Source organism: Bradyrhizobium sp. Leo170 (assembly GCF_004296405.1).
In the GTDB taxonomy this organism is placed as follows: Bacteria; Pseudomonadota; Alphaproteobacteria; order Rhizobiales; family Xanthobacteraceae; genus Bradyrhizobium.
Genome location: NZ_PSRR01000071.1, coordinates 1 through 20,369, shown reverse-complemented (window position 1 = coordinate 20,369; position 20,369 = coordinate 1). Strand labels below are relative to the sequence as shown.

Here is a 20,369-nt window from a genome sequence, read left to right as displayed (position 1 = left end):
TGGACCGGATCCCATCCTCCGCCATCACATTTTGGTGCAACGCGGCGATCCAGCCATCGACAGAGCATCGATCTGCCGTTGCTATACGTTCGTACCGTTGGCTTTCCCGATCCGGATGCTATTGATCCGGATCAAACGGGACAAAGGCGCGAAACGTGAGTCTTGCAGGGATAACAATGGCCCGGTTCGCCGGTGCCGTCGCATTGGGGACCGCCATGTTCGGCGCGCTGGCCGCCGCCGAGGCCCAGCAGGCCGCCGGACCCCCGGCTGTGGGTATCATCGAGGCGGTCAAGCGGCCCGTCACCCAATCCAACGAGTTCCTGGGACGGATCGAGGCCACCAATCGCGTCAATGTGGTCGCCCGCGTCACCGCCTTCCTGGAAAAGCGGAACTTCGTCGAAGGCGCCGAGGTCAAGACCGGCGATATGCTCTACGAGCTCGAGCGCGGCCCGTTCGAGGCCGACCTTGAGTCCAAGAAGGCGCAGGTCGCGCAATTGCAGGCGACCCTCGTCAACGCCAAGCTGACGACCGGCCGCGCCAAGGCCTTGCTCGGCGGCCCGGCCGGCCAGCAGTCCACCTATGATGCCGCGCTCGCGAACGAGCAGAGTCTGGAAGCGCAGGTGCAGGCCGCCCAGGCGCAAGTCGACCTCTCAAAGATCAATCTGGACTACACCCAGATCCGCTCGCCGATCGACGGCAAGATCGGCCGCACGGCGGTGACCGAGGGCAACGTCGTGAGCCCGAGCTCGGGGGTGCTCACCACGATCGTGAGCCAGGACCCGATGTACGTCACCTTCCCGGTCTCGGTGCGCGAAGCCCTCACGCTGCGCGACCGCTACGCGACGCTGGGCGGGTTCAGGGCGGTCGTGATCAGGGTCCGTCTGCCCGACGGCAAGCTCTATGACCAGGTCGGCCAGCTCAACTTCGTCAACAACACGATCGCGCAGAATACCGACACGATCACGCTGCGCGGCATTATCCCCAATCCTGTGCTGCCCCATCTGTCGTCAGCAGACGACGTCACCGTGCGCCAGCTCACCGACAATGAGTTCGTCACCGTCCTGCTCGAGGGCGTGCAGCCGGTCGATGTGGTGGCGATCCCGCGCTCGGCCGTGCTGTCGGATCAGCAGGGCGACTATGTCTTCGTGCTCGGGGCCGACAACAAGGCGGAGCAGCGCCGGATCGTCCTCGGACAGTCGACCGCGACCATCGCTGCGGTGACGAGTGGGCTTTCGGTCGGAGAGAAGGTGATCGCTGAAGGAATGCAGCGGGTGCGGCCCGGCCAGCCCGTGGCGCCGGGACCGGCGAGCGCGCTGATCCAGTCGAGCCTGAAGGAAACGGCGGAAAACACCGGATCGAGCCAAAGCAGCGGTGCGATCGGTCCGAAGCCTGCGGGCACCAGCCCATGATTTCCGCCGTCTTCGTCGATCGTCCACGGCTTGCCATCGTCATCGCGCTGGTCATCACCATCGCAGGCGCGCTGGCGCTGCTGCAAATCCCGGTGGCGCAGTTTCCGGACATCGTGCCGCCGCAGGTCACCGTCACCGCCAATTTCCCCGGCGCTTCCGCCGAGGTGGTGGAATCGAGCGTTGCGCAGCCGCTCGAGGCCCAGGTCGTCGGCGTCGACAAGATGCTCTACATGAAGTCGACCAGCGGCAATGACGGCAGCTACACGCTGACCGTCTCGTTCGCGCTCGGCACCAATCCTGACATCAACACCGTCAACGTCAACAACCGCGTCCAGAGCGCGCTCGCGCAACTGCCGACCGAGGTGCAGGCGCAAGGCCTGGTCGTGCAGAAGAAATCCTCGGCGGTGCTGCAGTTCATCGTGCTGTACAGCAAGAGCGGCCAGCAGGATCCGCTGTTCATCACCAACTACGCGATCATCAACGTGCTCGATGCGATCTCGCGCACGCCGGGCGTCGGCCAGGCCTCGCTGTTCGCGAAGCTGAACTACTCGATGCGGATCTGGTTCGACACGCAGCGGCTCACCAGCCTCAATCTGGCGCCGTCGGATGTGATCGCGGCGATCCGTGCGCAGAGCGTGCAGGCGCCGGTCGGCCGCATCGGCGCCCGTCCGATCGCCGAGGACCAGCAGTTCCAGTTCAACGTGCAGACGCAAGGGCGGCTCACGACGTCGGCCCAGTTCGGCAATATCGTGCTGCGCGCCAATCCGGACGGCTCGGTGCTCCGGATCAGCGACGTCGCCCGGGTCGAGATCGGCGCCCAGAACATGGACAGCGAGTCCCGGATCGACGGCCAGCCCGGCGTGCCGATCGGCATCTATCTTGCGCCGGGGGCCAATGCGGTGACCACCGCCGCGGCGGTGCAGTCCACGCTCACCAGATTGTCGGAACGGTTTCCTCCTGGCCTGACCTATCTGGTGCAGTACGACTCCACGACCTTCGTCTCCGATACCATCAAGGAAGTGCTGAAGACGCTGGGCGAAGCCTTCGTGCTGGTCGTGATCGTCGTGTTCCTGTTCCTCGGCAACCTGCGCGCCACGGTGATCCCGGCGGTCGCGGTGCCGGTCAGCCTGATCGGCACCTTCGCGGTTCTCCTGATCCTCGGCTATTCCGCCAACACCGTGTCGCTGCTTGCGATGGTGCTTGCCATCGGCATCGTGGTCGACGACGCCATCGTCGTGGTCGAGAATGTCGAACGCGTGATGGAGAGCGAGCCCGAGCTGTCGCCGGCGGAGGCCACCAAAAAGGCGATGGCGCAGATCACCGCGCCGATCATCGCGATTTCGCTGGTGCTGTTGTCGGTGTTCGTGCCGATTGCGTTCATCCCCGGCATCTCCGGAACCCTGTTCCGCCAGTTTGCGGTGACGATCAGCGCGGCGATGGTGATCTCGGCGCTGAACGCGCTGATGCTGTCGCCGGCGCTCTGTGCCGTGTTCCTGCGGCATACCGGGCCGCGCCGCGGCATCATGGGGCGCGTGCTCGGCGGCATCGACTGGGTCCGCGACCGCTATGCCGGCATGGTGCGCCGGCTGCTGCGGGTGGCGATATTGTCGCTGGTCGCGGTGCTGGTGTTTGCCGGCGGCGTTCTCGGCGTGTCGCGAATAACGCCGACGGGCTTCCTGCCCGAGGAGGATCAGGGCGCCTTCTTCATCTCGGTGCAATTGCCTGACGGTGCGTCGGTGTCGCGCACCAGCCAGGTGACCAAGCAGGTCGAGGCGCTCTTGAAGAACATGCCGCAGGTCGAGCACGTGCTCTCGATCATCGGCTTCTCGCTGCTCGACGGCGCGAGCGAGCCGAACTCGGCCTTCATGGTGGCGCGCATGAAGCCGTTCGCCGATCGGCGGGCGGCCGCGGATTCGGTGCAGGCGACGATCCGGCGAATGTTTGGCGAGGGCGCGCAGATACGGCAGGCCAATATCCTGCCGTTCAACCTGCCGCCGATCATCGGGCTTTCGACCTCCGGCGGCTTCGAATATCAGCTCGATGCGCTGGAGGGGCAGGATCCGGCCGCGCTCGGCAGCACAATGACCGGCCTGATCAATGCGGCCAACCGCGATCCGCGGCTGGCGCGCGTATTCTCGACCTTCACCGCGACCAATCCATCGATCTATCTCGACATCGACCGGGCCAAGGCGCAGGCGCTCGGGCTGAACATGGCCGACGTGTTCACCGCGCTGCAGGCGACGCTGGGCGGCATCTACGTCAACAACTTCAACCTGTTCGGCCGCACCTGGCAGGTCAATGTGGAGGGCGAGGCCGCCAACCGCGGCGACATCTCCGACATCTGGCAGATCTATGTCCGCAACAGCGGCGGCGAGATGGTGCCGATGCGCTCCATCGCGAGCTTGAGGATCGTCACCGGACCGCAGGTCATCACCCGCTACAACAACTACCGTTCGGTCACCATCAACGGCAGCCGGCGCCGGGCGTCTCGTCGGGCACCGCGATCGCCGCAATGGAGGAGATTTCGCGGGCGACGCTGCCGGCCGGCTATTCCTACGAATGGACCGGCACCGCCTATCAGGAGCAGGCGGCCTCGGGGCAGACCGGCATCATCCTCGCGCTCGCGGTGCTGTTCGCCTATCTGTTCCTGGTTGCGCTCTACGAGAGCTGGACCATTCCGATCCCGGTCCTGTTGTCGGTCACGGTCGGCGTGCTCGGTTCGTACACGGCGATCAAGGTCGCGGGCTTGAACCTCGACCTCTACGGCCAGATCGGCCTCGTGGTGCTGATCGCGCTCGCCGCCAAGAACGGCATCTTGATCGTCGAGTTTGCCAAGGAGCAGCGCGAGGGCGGATTGCCGATTGCGCAAGCCGCGGAGCTCGGTGCCCAGATGCGGTTCCGCGCCGTGATGATGACCTCGATCGCCTTCATTCTCGGCCTTGTGCCGCTGGTGGTCGCGACCGGCGCCGCCGAGATCAGCCGCAGGGCGGTCGGCACAGCGGTGTTCGGCGGCATGCTCGCCGCAAGCTCGATCGGCATTTTCCTGGTGCCGATGCTCTACGTCACCTTCCAGCGCTGGCGCGAAGAGGCGAAACGCCGTTTCGGCAAACCGGCCGAAACACCGCACGCGCCGCCCGCGGAGTAGAATGGTGGGTGAACTAGAGCATGATCCGGAAAAGTGGAGACCGGTTTTCCCCGCGACAAACGCGAAGCGTTTGCGCGGAGATCATGCTCAAACAAAGAAATAGAGCGGGATGACGATTCGAAAAGTCATCTCGCTCTAGCCGAATCCCGATATCCCGCCGCGCAAATTCCGGAGCGCCCCTGATGGTCAATGTCCGACGTTCACTCACGCAGATTTTTCTGTTCCCCGCGATCATCGCGGTGATCGTCGCCTTCGGCTTGGTGTCTGCCTTGCTCGGCGACGGCATCTGGGACACGACCTCATGGATCGCGCTCGCAGTCCCGCTCGCCGTCACCGCGTTCTTCGCCTGCAAGAAGCGCCCCGCAGATTTGTAGGGGCGGATCCAGCGGCGATGCACCGGCCGAATTGAGGTCCGGCGGTGCGCCGCCGCTGGATCTGCCGCTCGAGATGCGTGGGCGATGGTAGCCGGCGCGAAGCTCTGCTGGTCAAGCGGGCTCCGCGCCGGTGCAGTCGTTCCATTGAAGCCTGCTATACCGCGACGCTTTCCTGCTCGGGCGTCTTTGCGGGCTTGACGACCGTCGTCGGGGTTCTGAGCCATGCCTCTTCGGTAACGGCGATCATGGAAGGCTGGTCGATGATACCGATCGAGTCCCACGTGAACATCGCATAGCCGAGCTTCGTACCGTCGACTCCGGCCGGCACGGTGACCTGAAGCTGCTGTGCGAGCCAGTTGAGCGAGCCGTATCCGCAAAGGCTGACGCAGTGGTCCTCGTTGGTGTCCTTGTTGAATCCAAGGCCAAACCATCCGGTCTTCCCGTTCGTGGAGTTCCATGCGGTCTGGAGTTGGGTTGCGGCAACGCCAATCTTGACCGGACCTTCCGCAATTGCGCTGTTTAACGTGGAGGGATTCGTCCAGTCGACCGAATAGATCTGGCCGTCATCGTAGATGTGCCGGCTCTGATGGAAGCCGTTTTCCTGCATCCAAACCATCACCTGATGCAGATAGGCTCCCTCCAGCACCCCATGTTTCGTCGCCCATCTTATCACTTCGTTGTCCGAAATGAAGATTTCCGGATTGTGACACGCCTTCGCAAACGCTTCTTCGGCAGTGACGCAATCACCATGATCGAAATTGCCCCAAGAGGACAGCCTGTGAGGGATCGTGATGAAATGGGGAGGTGCCGCTGCAAGGCCGACTACACTATGCGGGGTGGCGGCCGCCAAGACGCTCCTCGGCGTGGGAGTCGCTCCGCGTTTGGGATATCTACCTTGTCCACTTCCTCCAAGCTGAATTGCCATGGTATGTCTCCGTTTGCTGAAATGAACTTCGATTATTTCCGCTTAGGCTCCATTGCTTCGTCCTTCGTTCCACGCTGAGCATCGTCATGCTGCTGCTGATCCGGCGAAGAGTCTGTCTCCTCGCCTTTCTGATCGTCGGCTGCGTCGGGTGCGTCAGGGTTGTACTTTGGTGCTTTGTCGCGCACCTCTTTCGGCGCAGGGAAAGCACCCCGCTTCGGAGTGGGAGGTTTGCTGTTCATATTTTACCCCTTTGTTGGGGAAGCCCTCCGGCGACCGTCGCATCCCATTTTACCAATGGTTAATGCGCTACGATCAAAACATGATCGTGCTGGTTGCATTGTGAGCTCGTTCACAGCCACAACGTTTTTATTGGATGCGACGCTTTCCGCAGTTTTGTCGATGCGGACGTCTCGACATTGTTCACGTCCCGGCTCCATTAACCCGGAGCGGGCCCGACAACGTCCATGTGAACGCGAGCACGACGATTGACAGCGCGCCTATGAGCCGGCGCCCGAGCCGTCAACGCGCTGCGTTGTAGACATCACGCAGGATTTTCGTCTCAAGCTCCAGATCCTCGAGTCGATCCTTGACGACATCGCCGATGCTGACGATGCCGGCTAGCTTGCCGCCGCGTAGTACCGGCATGTGGCGCACGCGGTGGTGCGTCATCAGTTTCATCACGCGATTGACACTCTCGTCCGGAGACACGGTGGCCACACCGCATTGCATGATTTCCTTCACCAGCATCGACCCGGCCGTCTGGCCATAGCGAGAAAATGCATGAACGATTTCACGTTCGGAAATCAGACCGAGAACCGAGTTCTCACTCGTCACCACGAGAGCGCCAATATTCTTTGCGCGGAGCCAGTCTGCCGCCCTCTTGATGCTGGCGTCCGGAGCTATTGTTGTGACATCGGTGCCCTTCCGCCTCAGAATGTTTTCGATGGTCATAGTTTCCTCCCATCGTGTGGCCTAGCCGCCTATTCCATCCCGCCCCCACAACTGGGGCCACGTACCATGGCATCCATTCTCCTCGATTAGGAGCATCAGCGTATCATATTGGCAGGAAGCAGTCAGCGAGTATCGGGGCCGCGGTGTAACGGCGGCAGAGGCCGTCGGTTGGTTTGAAGTGGTCGTTTTTGTGCTCTCAACCCCATCCGACGATCATCTTGAGCGCGCCTTCGAGGAATAGCTGGGAGCGAAGGTGACCGTAGGTCCGGTCCCATCGTCCGGACCTGAGATCGTCGCATCCAATGGAACAATCGATCAGCCGGTCTTGTGCGAGACGTTCTTGACCACCGTGTAGCACTGCAGGCCCTCGGTGCCGCCCTCGCGCCCATAGCCGCTCTCCTTGACGCCGCCGAAAGGCGTTTCGGCGACCGAGGCCACGAAGTGGTTGATCGAGAGGTTTCCGGCCTCGACGCCCTCGGCGAGACGATCGGCATTCTCAGCCGAACGGGTGAACGCATAGGCCGCGAGACCAAAGGGGAGGGAATTGGCTTTCTCGATGGCTTCGTCGAGCGTCTTGACGGGGTTGACAAGCGCGAGCGGACCGAACGGCTCTTCGTTCATGGCACGGGCATCGTCGGGCACATCGGCGAGCACCGTGAGCGGGAAATAGTAACCGCGATCGCCGCGCCGATGTCCGCCCGCAAGCACGCGCGCGCCCCTGGCCTTGGCGTCGGCAACCAGCGTTTCCATGGCATCGATCCGCCGCGAGTTTGCCAGCGGGCCCATCTGGCTCGACGGATCCAATCCATTGCCGACCTTCAGCGCGCTCGCCTTCTCGGCAAAGACATTGGCAAATCGATCGTAGATCGATTCCTGGACGAAGAAGCGCGTCGGCGCGACGCAGACCTGTCCCGCATTCCGTGACTTGCCGACCACCGACGCGGCCGCCGTTGCGACCGGATCGACGTCGTCGCAGACGATCACAGGGCCGTGGCCGCCAAGCTCGATGATCGCCGGCTTCATGTGAGTGCCTGCCATCGCGGCCAGATATTTGCCGACCGGGATCGAGCCTGTGAACGTCACCAGCCGGATGCGCGATTGCGGGATCAGATATTCTGATATCTCCGCCGGATTGCCGAAGACGAGGTTCAGCACGCCGGCAGGCAGGCCCGCATCATGAAAGGCGCGCACGAGCTGGACGGCGCCGGCGGGCGTCTCCTCGGACGCCTTGAGGATGATCGAGCATCCCGAAGACAGTGCGCCGGCGACTTTGCGCGCCGGCGAACTCATCGGAAAATTCCAGGGCGAGAACGCTGCCACCGGACCGATCGGCTGCCGCAGCACCGTGTGCCGCATTCCGGGCTCGCTTGGGATCACGCGGCCGTAGAGCCGCTGTCCTTCCGTTGCATCCCACTCGATGATCTCGCAACCCCGCAGGATTTCCAGCCTGGCTTGCTCGATCGGCTTTCCCTGCTCGAGCGTCATCGCAACCGCCATCTCATCGACACGATCGCGAATGAGTGCGGCCGCCTTCAGGATGATCTGCGCACGCTTGAGCGGCGCCGTCTTGCGCCAGATCGCAAATCCTCTTTCGGCGGCATCGAGCGCGTCGTCGAGGTCGGTTCGCGTTGCCGTGGGCACCGTGCCGAGCGTGGTTTCGTCGGCGGGATTGATGATGGGCTGCCCGCTGGCGTGCTTCCAGCGGCCGTCGATATAGAGCTGGATTTCAGGATAATTTGCCATGGTCATTCCTTTGTTGTTCTTGGTGGCAAGGAGCGCGGGCGCCGCGCTTTACGCGTGCGCGCCGGATTGAAGCGCGGTGCCGGCTAGCGGGATGCCGTGAAGCCATTCGGTAAAGACCTGCTCGGCTTGCGCGGCGACGGTCTTCGAAAGCTTCAGCGTTGTTGCCCTGAGGTCAGAGATCGATATCTTCGCCGCCGACAATTCGGCCGCGTGGCCGACATACCACTCTTCCAACTGGCGCGGATCGGCCTCGAGATGGAACTGGAGCGCGAGCGCGTTCTGCCGATAGGCGAAGGCCTGGTTCTCGTAATTGGCGTTTGAAGCGAGCCTTAAGGCTTGCTGCGGAAGATCGAAAGTGTCGCCGTGCCAGTGCAGCACGGTCGGATCTTTCCCGAGGCGGCGCAGGCAGGACGAGGCGCCTTCCGGCGTGAGATCGATCGTTCCCCAGCCGATCTCCTTGGCAGGGCCGGCGAACACGCGGCTGCCGAGCGCGCGTGCCATGAGCTGGGCACCGAGGCAGATCCCAAGCGTCGGCAGGTCCTGTTGCAGCCGGTGCTCAAGCAGCGCAATTTCGGCATTCAGGAACGGGTAGTTGTCGGCCTCGTAAACCCCGATCGGCCCGCCCAGCACGATCAAAAGCTCGGCATTCCTGATCGATCGATCGGAGAGGTCGTCGACCGCAGCGTCGCAGAACGACACGCTCCAGCCTTCGCGCTCCATGATCGGGGCAAGGAGCCCCAAATCCTCGAAAGCCACATGGCGTATGGCGATGGCTGAACGGCGCTGTCGAAACATCCGGAAATCCGAGCATTCGTTATATCTTAACAAATATAACGTATCTCTGCCAAAGGTGTCTAGCGACGGCGGCAGCTTAGCGATCGGAGTGCATCCGTTCCAGGAAATCCTTCACGCCGCTGACCTTGCCGGTTTCGGAGGCGACGTAGCCGGGAAGGGCGTCGATGGCTTTATGGAAGTCGCCGCTCTTCATGATCTCGAGCACGCGCCGCATCGGCTCGGTCTCGAGGAACGCCTTCTTGCAGACGAAGAAATAATCTTCCGTGAGCAGCCGGATGAAATCGAGCCCGAATTGGCGGGCGGCCGCTTCGACGCCGAAGCTCGCATCCGCCATGCCGCTGGCGACATAGGCAGCAACGGCGGCATGGGTGAATTCCATCTGCTGCGCGCCGTTGATCTTGCTCTCGGGAATCCGGTGCAGCGCCAAGAGCTGATCGAAAAGCTGCCGGGTGCCTGAATCGTGATCGCGGTTGACGAAGCGCGCCTTGCGATCGACCAGATCCTTCAGTGAGCTGATCTTCAGCGGATTGCCGCGCTTGACCATGAGGCCCATTTCGCGTGTGACGAAACTGATCACGCGGTCCTCGCGCGGATCGAGCCAGTCGCGGCACGCCTGGATGCCTTGCGCGCGCAATTCGCCGCGCGGCAGATGCACGCCGGAGAGGTCGCAGGCGCCCTGCGCCAGCGACACTAGCGAGTTCTGGTTGCTGACATAGCGGAGGTCGACGCCCATGCCGGGCTCGCGGTCGAGGAATTCGCGCAGCTTGGAGACGGCAAAGCCGTGGCTGGCATGAACGCGGATCACCGATGGACGCTGGTGCAGGAACGGTTTGATCTCCGTGACCAGTTCCTGCGCGAGGTTTTCGAGCTGCGGGCCGAGGCGAGCCTGCATGCGCTCGCCGGCCCAGACCAGCTTCTCGCCGAACGGCGTCAGCCGCGAGCCCTTGCCGCGCTGGGTCTCCACCAGCGGCACGCCGAAGAACTCCGACCATTGGTCGATCAGGTTCCAGACGTGGCGATAGGAGAGATGCGCATCGATGGCTGCGCTCGAGATTTTCCCGGTTTTGCGGATCTCGTTGAGGATGCCGAGGATCACCACAGCCGTCTGCGGGCTGCCTTCGCGGTGAAATCGCCAGATGGTTTCGATCTCGATGTGCAGCATCGACCTATCTTCTCAATATGAAGTGAAATTCATATTATCGTCAGCCATAGGCAGAAAATATCATATTTACTGCGGGATATCTCCTCTTAGGTTTGGTATACCAGACAGGAGGAAATATGATGTCAATTGCATATGACGATGCGCGGGAGGCCTTCGGCCGTTCCGCTGCCAGGGACGAGCTGCTGCTGATCGACGGCGCCCGCGTCCCGGCCATCTCCGGACGCACATTCAAGTCCCTCAATCCCGCGACCGAGGAAGTGATCGCGACGATCGCGGAAGGCGGTGCCGCCGACGTCGACCGCGCTGTTGCCGCCGCGCGCCGTGCCTTTGAGGGACCATGGCGGACCATGCGCGCCGCCGAACGCGGCCACATCCTCTTGAAATGGGCCGAGCTCTTGAAGCAGCATGCCGACGAGATCATCGAGCTCGAGAGCCTCGATGCCGGCAAGCCGATCGCGGCGGTGCTGCGGCAGGATTTTCCGGCGGCGATCGATACGCTGACCTATTACGCCGGATGGGCCGACAAGATCGGCGGCGACGTGGTGAGCACCCGCGACGATGCGCTGACCTACACGGTCCGCGAGCCGGTTGGCGTGGTCGCGGCGATCGTGCCCTGGAATTTTCCGCTGATGATCGGCATGTGGAAGCTCGCGCCGGCGCTGGCGTGCGGCTGCACAATCGTCATGAAGCCGGCCGAGCTGACCTCGCTATCGGCGCTGCGGATCGGCGAGCTCGCGCTCGAAGCCGGCCTGCCGCGCGGCGTGCTCAACATCGTCACCGGGCCGGGCCGCATCGCCGGCGAGGCGCTGGTCAATCACCCTGACGTCGACAAGGTCACGTTCACCGGCTCGCCCGGTGTGGGGCGCGGAATCATGCGCGGCGCCGCCGGCAATTTCAAACGCGTGTCGCTGGAGCTCGGCGGCAAGTCGGCCAACGTCATCTTCGAGGACGCGAATCTCGATGCCGCCGCGAAGGCTGCGGCCGCCGGCATCTTCTTCAACGCCGGACAGGTCTGCTCGGCCGGCTCGCGCGTGCTGGTGCAGGAGAGCGTCTATGACGAGGTGGTCGAGCGCTTGGCCGCACGCGCAAGCGCATTGCGCATCGGCGATCCCCAGGACCGCGCCACGACGCTCGGACCGGTGATTTCCGAGAAGCAGATGAAGACCATTCTCGATTACGTCGACATCGGCAAGCAGGAAGGCGCGCTGCTGGTGACCGGTGGCGAGCATGTCGGCGATCGCGGCTATTTCATCAGCCCGGCCGTGTTCGCCAATGTGAAGCACGAGATGCGGATCTCGCAGGAGGAGATTTTCGGTCCCGTCGTCAGCGTGATCAAGTTCAAGGACGAGGCGGATGCGCTGAGGATCGCCAACGGCACCGCCTACAGCCTTGCCGCCGGCGTCTGGAGCAGCGACATGGGCCGCGTGCAGCGCTTTGCCAAGCGCGCGCGGGCCGGCACGGTGTGGATCAACACCTATGGCTACACGGATGTGCGGCTGCCCTGGGGCGGCGAGCGCGATTCCGGCCTCGGCCGCGAGCACGGCACCGCCGCGATCGACAATTTCACCGAGCCCAAGGCGGTCTGGATGAACCTCAACGTCTGAAGGCGTGCGCGATTCCGCCGTGATATGATGTGCGTGCCACAAACTCCGCTGTCGTCCCGGGCTTGACCCGGGACCCATAACCACAGGCGGTTGTGGTTACGCTCCGCTGGGCCGGCATCGTTTGCGACAACAGGCATTTGGGGTTATGGGTCCCGGGTCAAGCCCGGGACGACAGGGTGTATTGCCGCGACATCGCCTCACCAATCGTCTAGGGTTGGTTTCCCCGACGAGCGAGGCGATCATGCGCACGAAAAAATTTGGCCACCATGGCCCCGACGTCTCCGTGATCGGGCAGGGCACCTGGTATCTCGACCGCGGCGATCGCAAGGCGGCGGTCGCGGCGCTACGCCGTGGCATCGAGCTCGGCATGACCCACATCGACACCGCGGAAATGTATGGCGATGCCGAACTGGTGATCGCGGATGCGATCGAAGGCCGGCGCGACGAACTGTTCCTGGTTTCAAAAGTGCTGCCCAGCAACGCCTCGCGCCGCGGCACCATCACCGCCTGCGAGCGCTCGCTGAAGCGGCTGAAGACCGACCACCTCGACTGCTATCTCCTGCACTGGCGCGGATCCTATCCGCTGGAAGACACTGTCGCCGCGTTCGAGGAACTGGTCGCCTCCGGAAAAATACGGTCCTGGGGCGTCAGCAATTTCGACGCCGATGATCTGGGCGAGATCCTCGAAGTTTCTGATAAGGGCAGGATCGCCTGCAACCAGGTGCTCTATCACTTGCAGGAGCGCGCGATCGAGCACGCGGTGATCCCCTGGTGCGAGAAGCATGGCGTCGCCGTCGTCGCCTACTCGCCGTTCGGCCACAATGATTTTCCCTCGCCGCGGAGCAAAGGCGGCGACGTGCTGCAGAAGATCGCCGAGGCGCACAACGCCACGCCGCGACAGGTCGCGCTGGCTTTCCTCACGCGCGCGGCTTCCGTGTTTGCGATCCCCAAAGCATCGAGCGCGGAGCACGCCGCCGAGAACGCGGCGGCCGGCGACCCCGTGCTCAGTGCCAGCGAGATCGAAGCTTTGGACAGGGCTTTTCCGCGTGGCGCCAAGCCACGAAGCCTGCCGATGCTTTAGTCATAGCGAACACGATTCTTAACAAAGTGTTGCAACCGCGTGGCGTGCTGCCGCGCACATTCGCGCATATCGGCGTCCTGTTTTCGGACCTTGTCGCGCGCCGCCATTTGGCGTTTTTTAGAGGCTCGCAGATTCGCTTATTTGTGCCTCCGAGATTGCCGTGACACCGCCCCCCGCCGCAGCCGCCAGGCTGGACAGCGCACCATTGCCATTGCCTGTAAAGAAATCTTCGCCTGCGAAGAAATCCGTCTCCCGCAAAGCTCCCGCGCGCGCCGACCGGCCGTTCAAAGGCATCGCGCTGATCCTGCTGTCGACGATTTTCCTCGGCACGTCCGACGTCACCTCGAAATATCTGTCGGCGACGCTGCCCTCGATCGAGATCACGTGGATCCGCTTCTTGGTGTTCGCGCTGATCATGTCGCCGGCGATGCTGCCGGGCTCGCCGCTGTTTGCGCTGCGAACCGGCCGGGTCGGCTTGCAGTTCCTCCGCGGCGCGACGCTGCTCGGCTCGTCGCTGTTCTTCATCTCCGGCTTAGGCTTCCTTCCGATCGCGGAAGCCTCCGCCACCGGCTTCGTGTCGCCGCTGTTCGTCACGGCGCTGTCGATCGTTTTCCTGGGCGAGAAGGTCGGCCTGCGGCGCTGGATCGCGACGGCGCTCGGCCTCATCGGCGTCCTCATCATCCTGCGTCCCGGCACCAGCGCGTTCCACGCCGCCGCCTTCTTCCCGCTGCTGTCGGCGTTCTGCTGGGCCTCGACCTTGATCATGACGCGCATGATCAGCGGCCGCGATGCAGCCATCACCACCATGACCTATTCCGCGATCACGGGCTTCGCGATCATGACCGTCATGGTGCCGTTCGCCTGGGTCACGCCCACTTGGCACGACATTCTTCTCGGCATCCTGGTCGGTGTGGCCTCGACCGCCGGCCAGTGGATCGTGGTGCTGGCTTTCCGCTATGCCGATGCCTCGGTGCTGGCGCCGTTCTCCTACACGCAATTGCTCTGGGTCAGTCTGCTCGGCTACTTCATCTTCGGCGAGGTGCCTGGTGTCTGGACTATCACCGGCGCTGCCTTCATCGTCGCGTCCGGCCTTTACACCGCCCACCGCGAGCGAATCCGTCGCTCGCAGCTCCTGACCGTGCCCGGCGAGCCCTCGCCGAACGCCTGATTCCGTGCGCGGAGTGAGACGTATCGCCGCGCAATCGTTGCGACAGCGCCACAGTGGCGCCGCGAAAGCTGAGCGATCAGCCGCCTTCCGCCGGATTTTTGCCACCCGCCGGGAAACCGCATGCTACCTGAGTTCCAGGGACGCGCCGCGAGGTGCGGGGGAATGAGGGGGCGTTGGCGTGTGGTTTCGGTTGCCTGCTGGTCTCGGCGCGCACACGGCCGCCGTGGCGGCGATCCTGGCTAGCCTGTGTCTGTCGACCGTAGCGGCGCATGCGCAATGCGTGCCCGATCCGGCAACGAGCGGGGCGACTGTCACCTGCAGCGGCCTCGTCCCCAGCGGTTTTGAAGCCGGCGCCGGCGTCAACAGTCTCACGGTCAACGTGCAGTCGGGAGCGACCGTTGGCGACAACGGCATAGCGGCGATCGGCCTCAACGACTCCAATACCGTCATCAATAACGGTACGCTTTCCGCTGCACCAGGAAGCACCGGCATCTTCGCGGGCCAGAACAACACGATCACCAACGCCGCGACCGGCTCCATCACGGTCGGCAACTTCGGCAACGGTATCTTCGTCGCAGGCAACAGCACGGTGACCAACGCCGGCACGATCACGACAGGCTTCACCTCTTCGCCCACGGCCGGCATCTTCGCGATCAACGACAACAACACCATCACCAACACTGCGGGCGCCAGCATTACGGTCGGCCACGACGCCGCGGGCATTGCTGTGCAGGGCAACAACGCGGTGATCAGCAACGCCGGCTCGATCACATCAGACGATTTCGGCATGGCTATCATCGCAGCCGGCGACAACACGAAGATCACCAACAGCGGCACGATCAACGTCGGCATGTTGGGCTATGGCATTATCTCGTTCCCGCTCTCCCTCGGCGCGTCCGGCACCATCACCAACACAGGCAGCATCGTCGGCGGCGACAGCACCACAGGCATCTTCGCGGTCGGCGATTCCCTCACCGTCACAAACGCGGGCACGATCACCGTCGGAAACAACGCGCCGGCCGCCGGCATCGAAGTCTCGACTGCCGGGTCTGCCGGCAGCAATCAGGTCGTCAACACCGGGACCATCAATGTCGGTAGCGACGCCGTCGGCATCGTGGTCAACGGTGGCGGCTCCGTCTTCAATTCGGGCACCATCAACGCCGCCACCGGTTTCGCTGCGATCGAGTTCTGCGGCTGCGGTTTCGGCACCCCCAATGTGCTGACGCTCGGCCCGGGCAGCGTCATCCACGGCCTGGTGTTCGGCAACGGCGGCGACACCTTCCAGCTCGGCGGCACCGGTACCGGCACGTTCGACCTCAGCCTGATCGGACCGGGAAATCAGTATGATGGCTTCTCGACCTTCAACAAGGTCGACAGCTCGAAATGGACCGTGACTGGCACCGGCGCGCAGGACTGGAATGTGCTCGGCGGCACGCTCGCAGTCGATGGCGTCATCAACGGCAGCGTGGCGGTCAGCGCCGGCGGCGTGCTCTCGGGCGTCGGCACGGTCGGCAACACCGCGATCGCGAGCGGCGGCGCGTTCATGCCGGGCAATGCGGTGCCGGGTGCTTCCACCACCGTTGCCGGCAATCTCGCACTGCAGTCCGGCGCGCTCTATCTGGTGCAGCTCAGCTCCACCACGTCCTCCTTCGCCCATGTGACCGGCACGGCTACGCTCGCCGGTTCGGTCGGCGCCAGCCTTTCGCCCGGCAGCTCGGTTTCGAAGCGGCCCTATACGATCCTGACCGCGGATGGCGGCCTTGGCGGGACGACATTCGGCGGCCTCAATGTGGCCGGCCTGCCGGGCGGCCTGACGGCGGCGCTGAGCTATGACGCGACCAATGTCTATCTGACGTTCGGTCTCGACTTCGGCGCCGGGTCCAATCTCAACATCAATCAGCACAACGTCGCTGGCGCGCTGACCAACTTCTTCAATGCCAATGGCAGCATTCCCTTGCCGTTCGCATCGCTGACGCCGGCCGGCTTGACGCAAGCCTCGGGCGAGGTGGCGACGGGATCGCAGCAGGCGACCTTCAACGCGATGAACCTGTTCCTGGGATTGCTGACCGATCCGTTCATCGCCGGCCGCAACGGCGGCCTCAGTGACGGCGCGGGCGCAATGCCCTTCGCCGATATGGACGGCGCCAACGCCTACGCCTCAACCCGCATGGCGCGCAGCAAGCGCGAACGCGATGCCTACGCCGCCGTCTATCGCAAGGCACCCGCCGCGCCGCCGGGCTTCGACCCGCGCTGGAGGGTGTGGGCTGCAGGCTTTGGCGGTTCGCAGACCACGGACGGCAACGCCGTGCTCGGCTCGAACAACGCGAGCAGCAGCGTCTATGGCACCGCTGTCGGTTTCGACTATCGCGTCTCGCCGTCGCTGCTCGCGGGCTTTGCGCTTGCCGGCGGCGGCACCAATTTCAGCGTCAACGGCCTGGGCTGGGGCCGCTCCGACCTGTTCCAGGCCGGCGCATTCGCGCGCACCACCACGGGCCCGGCCTATCTCTCCGCCGCATTCGCCTATGGCTGGCAGGACGTCACCACGGACCGCTTCGTCACCGTCGCAGGTGTCGATCACCTCCGCGCCGAGTTCAACGCCAACACCTATTCTGGCCGGCTCGAAGGCGGTTATCGCTACGCCACGCCGTGGCTGGGCCTCACGCCCTATGCGGCGGCGCAGGTGACGACCTTCGACCTGCCGAACTATGCCGAGGCCGTGGTCTCCGGAGCCAGCACCTTTGCGCTGAACTACACCGCCAAGAGCGTCACCGACACGCGCACCGAGCTCGGCCTGCGCGCGGACAAATCCTTCGCCGTGGAGGACGGAATAGTGACGCTGCGCGGCCGCGCCGCCTGGGCGCATGACTTCAACCCGGACCGTGCCGCGAGCGCCGTGTTCCAGACGCTGCCGGGCGCAGCCTTCGTCGTCAACGGCGCGGCGCAGGCGCATGATTCCGCGCTCACCACGGCATCGCTGGAGATGAAGTGGCTGAACGGCTGGTCCGCGGCCGGAACCTTCGAAGGCGAATTCTCCGGCATCAGCCAATCCTACGCCGGCAAGGGCGTGGTGCGCTTTTCCTGGTAGCCAGAAAGCGTAGGGTGGGCAAAGCGCAGCGTGCCCACCATCCACGGTCGGTGCAAGAAAGGTGGGCACGCTGCGCTTTGCGCACCCTACAACGCGTTCCGTCAGAACGCTGCCGGAACGTACATCTCCGGCGGGATCGGGCCGCGGTGATAGTCGGGATTGCGGACGCGCGGCGGCAGCGCAACCGCGATGTGCTGCACCGATTGATACGGAATCTGGCTGAGCAGATGCGAGATGCAGTTCAGCCGGGCGCGCTTCTTGTCCACGGCATCGACGATCCACCACGGCGAGTCGGGCAGGTGGGTGTGCTCCAGCATCGTCTCCTTGGCCTTGGTGTACTGCTCCCACCGCGACCGCGCCTCGACGTCCATCGGGCTCAGCTTCCACTGCTTCAGCGGATCCTGGATCCGCATCGTGAAGCGGAATTGCTGCTCGTCGTCGGTGATCGAGAACCAGTATTTGATCAGGATGGTGCCGGAGCGGATCAGCATGCGCTCGAACTCCGGCACCGACTTGAAGAATTCCTGGTATTGCTCGTCGGTGCAGAAGCCCATCACACGCTCGACGCCGGCGCGGTTGTACCAGCTACGGTCGAACAGCACGATCTCGCCGCCGGCCGGCAGATGCGCGACATAGCGCTGGAAGTACCATTGGGTCCGCTCCCGCTCGCTTGGTGCCGGTAGCGCCGCGACGCGGCAGATGCGCGGGTTGAGGCGCTGGGTGATGCGCTTGATCACGCCGCCCTTGCCGGCGGAGTCGCGGCCCTCGAACAGGATCACGACCTTCTTCTTCTCGTGCTGCACCCAGTCCTGCAGCTTCACGAGCTCGCCCTGCAGCCGTAGCAATTCCCGGAAATAGAGTTTGCGATCGAGCACAGGCAGGCCCGCCCGTGCAGCGTCGTCGAGATCGTCCAGCCGCATATCGTCGAGTTCGAGCTCGAGTTCCTCGTCGAGATTGTCGGCGATTTCCTGGTTGATGCGCTCGCGCAGGGCGGCTTCGTCGATCGGAGTGGATGTGGTCATGGAGTGCTGTCTCTCGGCTGCTCACAGTCGGGATGTGGAGTGCCGGAATTGACGATGCTTGTGTGACATCGGAATGACGAGCGTCTCACACTGGCGTCGCAGGCGTGCTAAGAAGCTCCGCTGTTGCCCGTCATGCCCCGCGAAGGCGGGGCATCCAGTAAACGCTGGCGCTTGTGGCTTGGCCGAGAGGCTGGCGTTTACTGGATCGTCCGCCTGCGCGGACGATGACGGCGGAGTGGGAGCGGCGACTGAGGGAGCCTCAGCCGTTGTTGCTGGCCAAAAACGAAAAGGATGGGAGATAGCCTAATGATCACGCTGACTGCCAAAGACATCCTGCCGGAGGACGGCACCAACGGCACGCTGGTCGGGCGCGTCTGGTTGCCACGGCGTGACGGACCTGCCGTGGTCGCCGTGCGCAGCGACGGTGTGTTCGATGTGACCGCGCGCTTTCCGACCGTCAGCGCATTGTGCGAGGAGAGCGATCCGGCCGCCGTGCTGCGCACCATCAAGGGCGAGCCGCTCGGCGAGCTCGACAGCATTGCGGCCAACACGCCGCCGGATCGCCGCGATCGGCAAAAGCCGTGGCTGCTCGCGCCGCTCGATTTGCAGGTGTTGAAGGCCGCCGGCGTCACCTTCGCCATTTCGATGCTGGAGCGCGTGATCGAGGAGCGGGCACGCGGCAATCCCGCTTCCGCCGAGGCCATCCGCAAAGAGGTGGTGCGGCTGGTCGGCGACGATTTCTCCAAGCTCAAGCCCGGATCGGAGGAGGCGATGCGGCTGAAGCAGGTGCTGATAGAGCAGCAGGCCTGGAGCCAGTACCTGGAGGTCGGCATCGGCCCCGACGCGGAGGTCTTCACCAAGGCACCGGTGTTGTCCTCGGTCGGGACCGGCATGGATGCCGGGTTGCATCCGAAATCGACCTGGAACAATCCGGAGCCGGAGGTCGTGCTCGTCATCTCGAGCCGCGGCAACATCGTCGGCGCCACGCTTGGCAACGACGTCAACCTGCGCGATTTCGAGGGACGCTCGGCGCTGCTGCTCTCCAAGGCCAAGGACAACAACGCCTCCTGCGCCGTCGGCCCGCTGCTCCGCCTGTTCGACCGCAGCTTCTCGCTCGACCGTGTGCGCAACATGGATGTCGGCCTGACCGTGAAAGGACTGGACGGCTTCGTCCTCGAAGGCCACTCGTCGATCAGCAAGATCAGCCGCGATCCGACCGACCTCGTGGCGCAGACCATCGGACCGGTCCATCAATATCCTGATGGCTTTGCGCTTTTCCTCGGCACCATGTTCGCGCCCGTAAAAGACCGCGATGCGCCGGGCCAGGGCTTTACCCACAAGCGCGACGACATCGTCACGATTGCAGCACCCGAGCTCGGCAAGCTCGTCAACCGCATGCGCTCAAGCGACGAATGCGAACCCTGGACGTTTGGTATCTCCGCATTGATGAAGAGCCTCGCAGTCCGTGGTTCGTAGTCCGTAGGGTGGGTTAGCGAAGCGTAACCCACCACTTCTCGAGCCTCAAACTCCGCCGTCATTCCGGGGCGTGCGCAGCGCGAACCCGGAATCCATTTCACCACGTGTTCTGCGGCTGGATGGATTCCGGGCTCGATGCTTCGCATCGCCCCGGAATGACAGCCCCGTCATTGCGAGCCAACGGGTCGCGCGAACGCGCGCCCGGTTGGCTCGCAATGACGATGTGGATGCAATGGGTGCGACATAACAACCCGACGGGCAAATCAGCAAAAATCTGTCCAGCCCTCGCGCAAAAAACATTCCGCTTTCGCCGTCGGGCAAATCAGTGATTTAACTCCGCGCGTCTCACCCAAGAGAGGGGCGGGTCGCGATCGTCACGAACGTTGCGGTGAGATGCGGTGGACGAGAGTGTCACGACTGACGAGCGTG

Annotated in this window: 14 protein-coding genes and 1 pseudogene; 8 read left to right on the top strand and 7 right to left on the bottom strand. The window is 63.8% G+C overall.

Translation table 11 applies throughout. The features are described from left to right. The first annotated feature begins 176 nt into the window (after nucleotides 1-176). The 3 genes and pseudogenes from CWO89_RS14960 (at nucleotide 177) to CWO89_RS14950 (ending at nucleotide 4,928) form a co-directional block, all read left to right on the top strand. Nucleotides 177-1,409 carry an efflux RND transporter periplasmic adaptor subunit gene (locus CWO89_RS14960; RefSeq protein ID WP_130579562.1) on the top strand — a complete coding sequence of 411 codons (1,233 nt, stop codon included), beginning with the start codon at nucleotides 177-179 and terminating at the stop codon, nucleotides 1,407-1,409. Further along, nucleotides 1,406-4,554, top strand: a pseudogene (locus CWO89_RS14955) (efflux RND transporter permease subunit). Before CWO89_RS14960 ends, CWO89_RS14955 begins: the two are co-directional and overlap by 4 nt. Before the next feature lie 182 nt (nucleotides 4,555-4,736). Further along, nucleotides 4,737-4,928: a hypothetical protein gene (locus CWO89_RS14950; RefSeq protein WP_130579561.1), complete on the top strand. Its 192-nt coding sequence runs from the start codon at nucleotides 4,737-4,739 to the stop codon at nucleotides 4,926-4,928. Nucleotides 4,929-5,082: 154 nt separating this feature from the next. Here the strand turns inward: CWO89_RS14950 and CWO89_RS14945 are convergent, their stop codons facing one another. The 6 genes from CWO89_RS14945 to CWO89_RS14920 all read right to left on the bottom strand — a co-directional run bounded on the left by CWO89_RS14945 (nucleotide 5,083) and on the right by CWO89_RS14920 (nucleotide 10,504). Then, complete coding sequence (locus CWO89_RS14945) at nucleotides 5,083-5,778, bottom strand: hypothetical protein (protein WP_130579560.1); 696 nt, start codon at nucleotides 5,776-5,778, stop codon at nucleotides 5,083-5,085. 107 nt (nucleotides 5,779-5,885) lie between these two features. Further along, nucleotides 5,886-6,092: a hypothetical protein gene (locus CWO89_RS14940; RefSeq protein ID WP_130579559.1), complete on the bottom strand. Its 207-nt coding sequence runs from the start codon at nucleotides 6,090-6,092 to the stop codon at nucleotides 5,886-5,888. 280 nt (nucleotides 6,093-6,372) lie between these two features. Continuing rightward, nucleotides 6,373-6,804 (bottom strand): CBS domain-containing protein, encoded by a 432-nt coding sequence (locus CWO89_RS14935; protein WP_130579558.1) that lies wholly within the window; start codon nucleotides 6,802-6,804, stop codon nucleotides 6,373-6,375. 315 nt (nucleotides 6,805-7,119) lie between these two features. Further along, the gene (locus CWO89_RS14930) at nucleotides 7,120-8,547 is read right to left on the bottom strand and encodes an NAD-dependent succinate-semialdehyde dehydrogenase (RefSeq protein ID WP_130579557.1); all 1,428 of its coding nucleotides are present in this window, start codon (nucleotides 8,545-8,547) and stop codon (nucleotides 7,120-7,122) included. A gap of 48 nt (nucleotides 8,548-8,595) precedes the next feature. Next, complete coding sequence (locus CWO89_RS14925) at nucleotides 8,596-9,342, bottom strand: glutamine amidotransferase (protein ID WP_130579556.1); 747 nt, start codon at nucleotides 9,340-9,342, stop codon at nucleotides 8,596-8,598. Between the two features lie 76 nt (nucleotides 9,343-9,418). Then, nucleotides 9,419-10,504 carry a substrate-binding domain-containing protein gene (locus CWO89_RS14920; RefSeq protein ID WP_130579555.1) on the bottom strand — a complete coding sequence of 362 codons (1,086 nt, stop codon included), beginning with the start codon at nucleotides 10,502-10,504 and terminating at the stop codon, nucleotides 9,419-9,421. Between the two features lie 119 nt (nucleotides 10,505-10,623). Here CWO89_RS14920 and CWO89_RS14915 point away from each other — a divergent pair, with 119 nt between their 5' ends. The 4 genes from CWO89_RS14915 to CWO89_RS14900 all read left to right on the top strand — a co-directional run bounded on the left by CWO89_RS14915 (nucleotide 10,624) and on the right by CWO89_RS14900 (nucleotide 17,442). Continuing rightward, nucleotides 10,624-12,108 (top strand): aldehyde dehydrogenase family protein, encoded by a 1,485-nt coding sequence (locus tag CWO89_RS14915; RefSeq protein WP_165421156.1) that lies wholly within the window; start codon nucleotides 10,624-10,626, stop codon nucleotides 12,106-12,108. Between the two features lie 241 nt (nucleotides 12,109-12,349). Beyond that, nucleotides 12,350-13,189 (top strand): aldo/keto reductase, encoded by an 840-nt coding sequence (locus CWO89_RS14910; protein ID WP_130579553.1) that lies wholly within the window; start codon nucleotides 12,350-12,352, stop codon nucleotides 13,187-13,189. Nucleotides 13,190-13,400: 211 nt separating this feature from the next. Then, the gene (locus CWO89_RS14905) at nucleotides 13,401-14,357 is read left to right on the top strand and encodes a DMT family transporter (protein ID WP_394569556.1); all 957 of its coding nucleotides are present in this window, start codon (nucleotides 13,401-13,403) and stop codon (nucleotides 14,355-14,357) included. A 178-nt stretch (nucleotides 14,358-14,535) separates the two neighbouring features. Continuing rightward, nucleotides 14,536-17,442 (top strand): autotransporter outer membrane beta-barrel domain-containing protein, encoded by a 2,907-nt coding sequence (locus CWO89_RS14900; protein WP_130579551.1) that lies wholly within the window; start codon nucleotides 14,536-14,538, stop codon nucleotides 17,440-17,442. A gap of 101 nt (nucleotides 17,443-17,543) precedes the next feature. Here the strand turns inward: CWO89_RS14900 and ppk2 are convergent, their stop codons facing one another. Beyond that, on the bottom strand, nucleotides 17,544-18,464 hold the full coding sequence (ppk2, locus tag CWO89_RS14895; protein ID WP_130579550.1) for a polyphosphate kinase 2: 921 nt from the start codon (nucleotides 18,462-18,464) through the stop codon (nucleotides 17,544-17,546). 306 nt (nucleotides 18,465-18,770) lie between these two features. Between ppk2 and CWO89_RS14890 the strand changes: the two genes are divergently transcribed. Further along, nucleotides 18,771-19,940: a fumarylacetoacetate hydrolase family protein gene (locus CWO89_RS14890; RefSeq protein ID WP_130579549.1), complete on the top strand. Its 1,170-nt coding sequence runs from the start codon at nucleotides 18,771-18,773 to the stop codon at nucleotides 19,938-19,940. The last annotated feature ends 429 nt before the right edge of the window (nucleotides 19,941-20,369 follow it).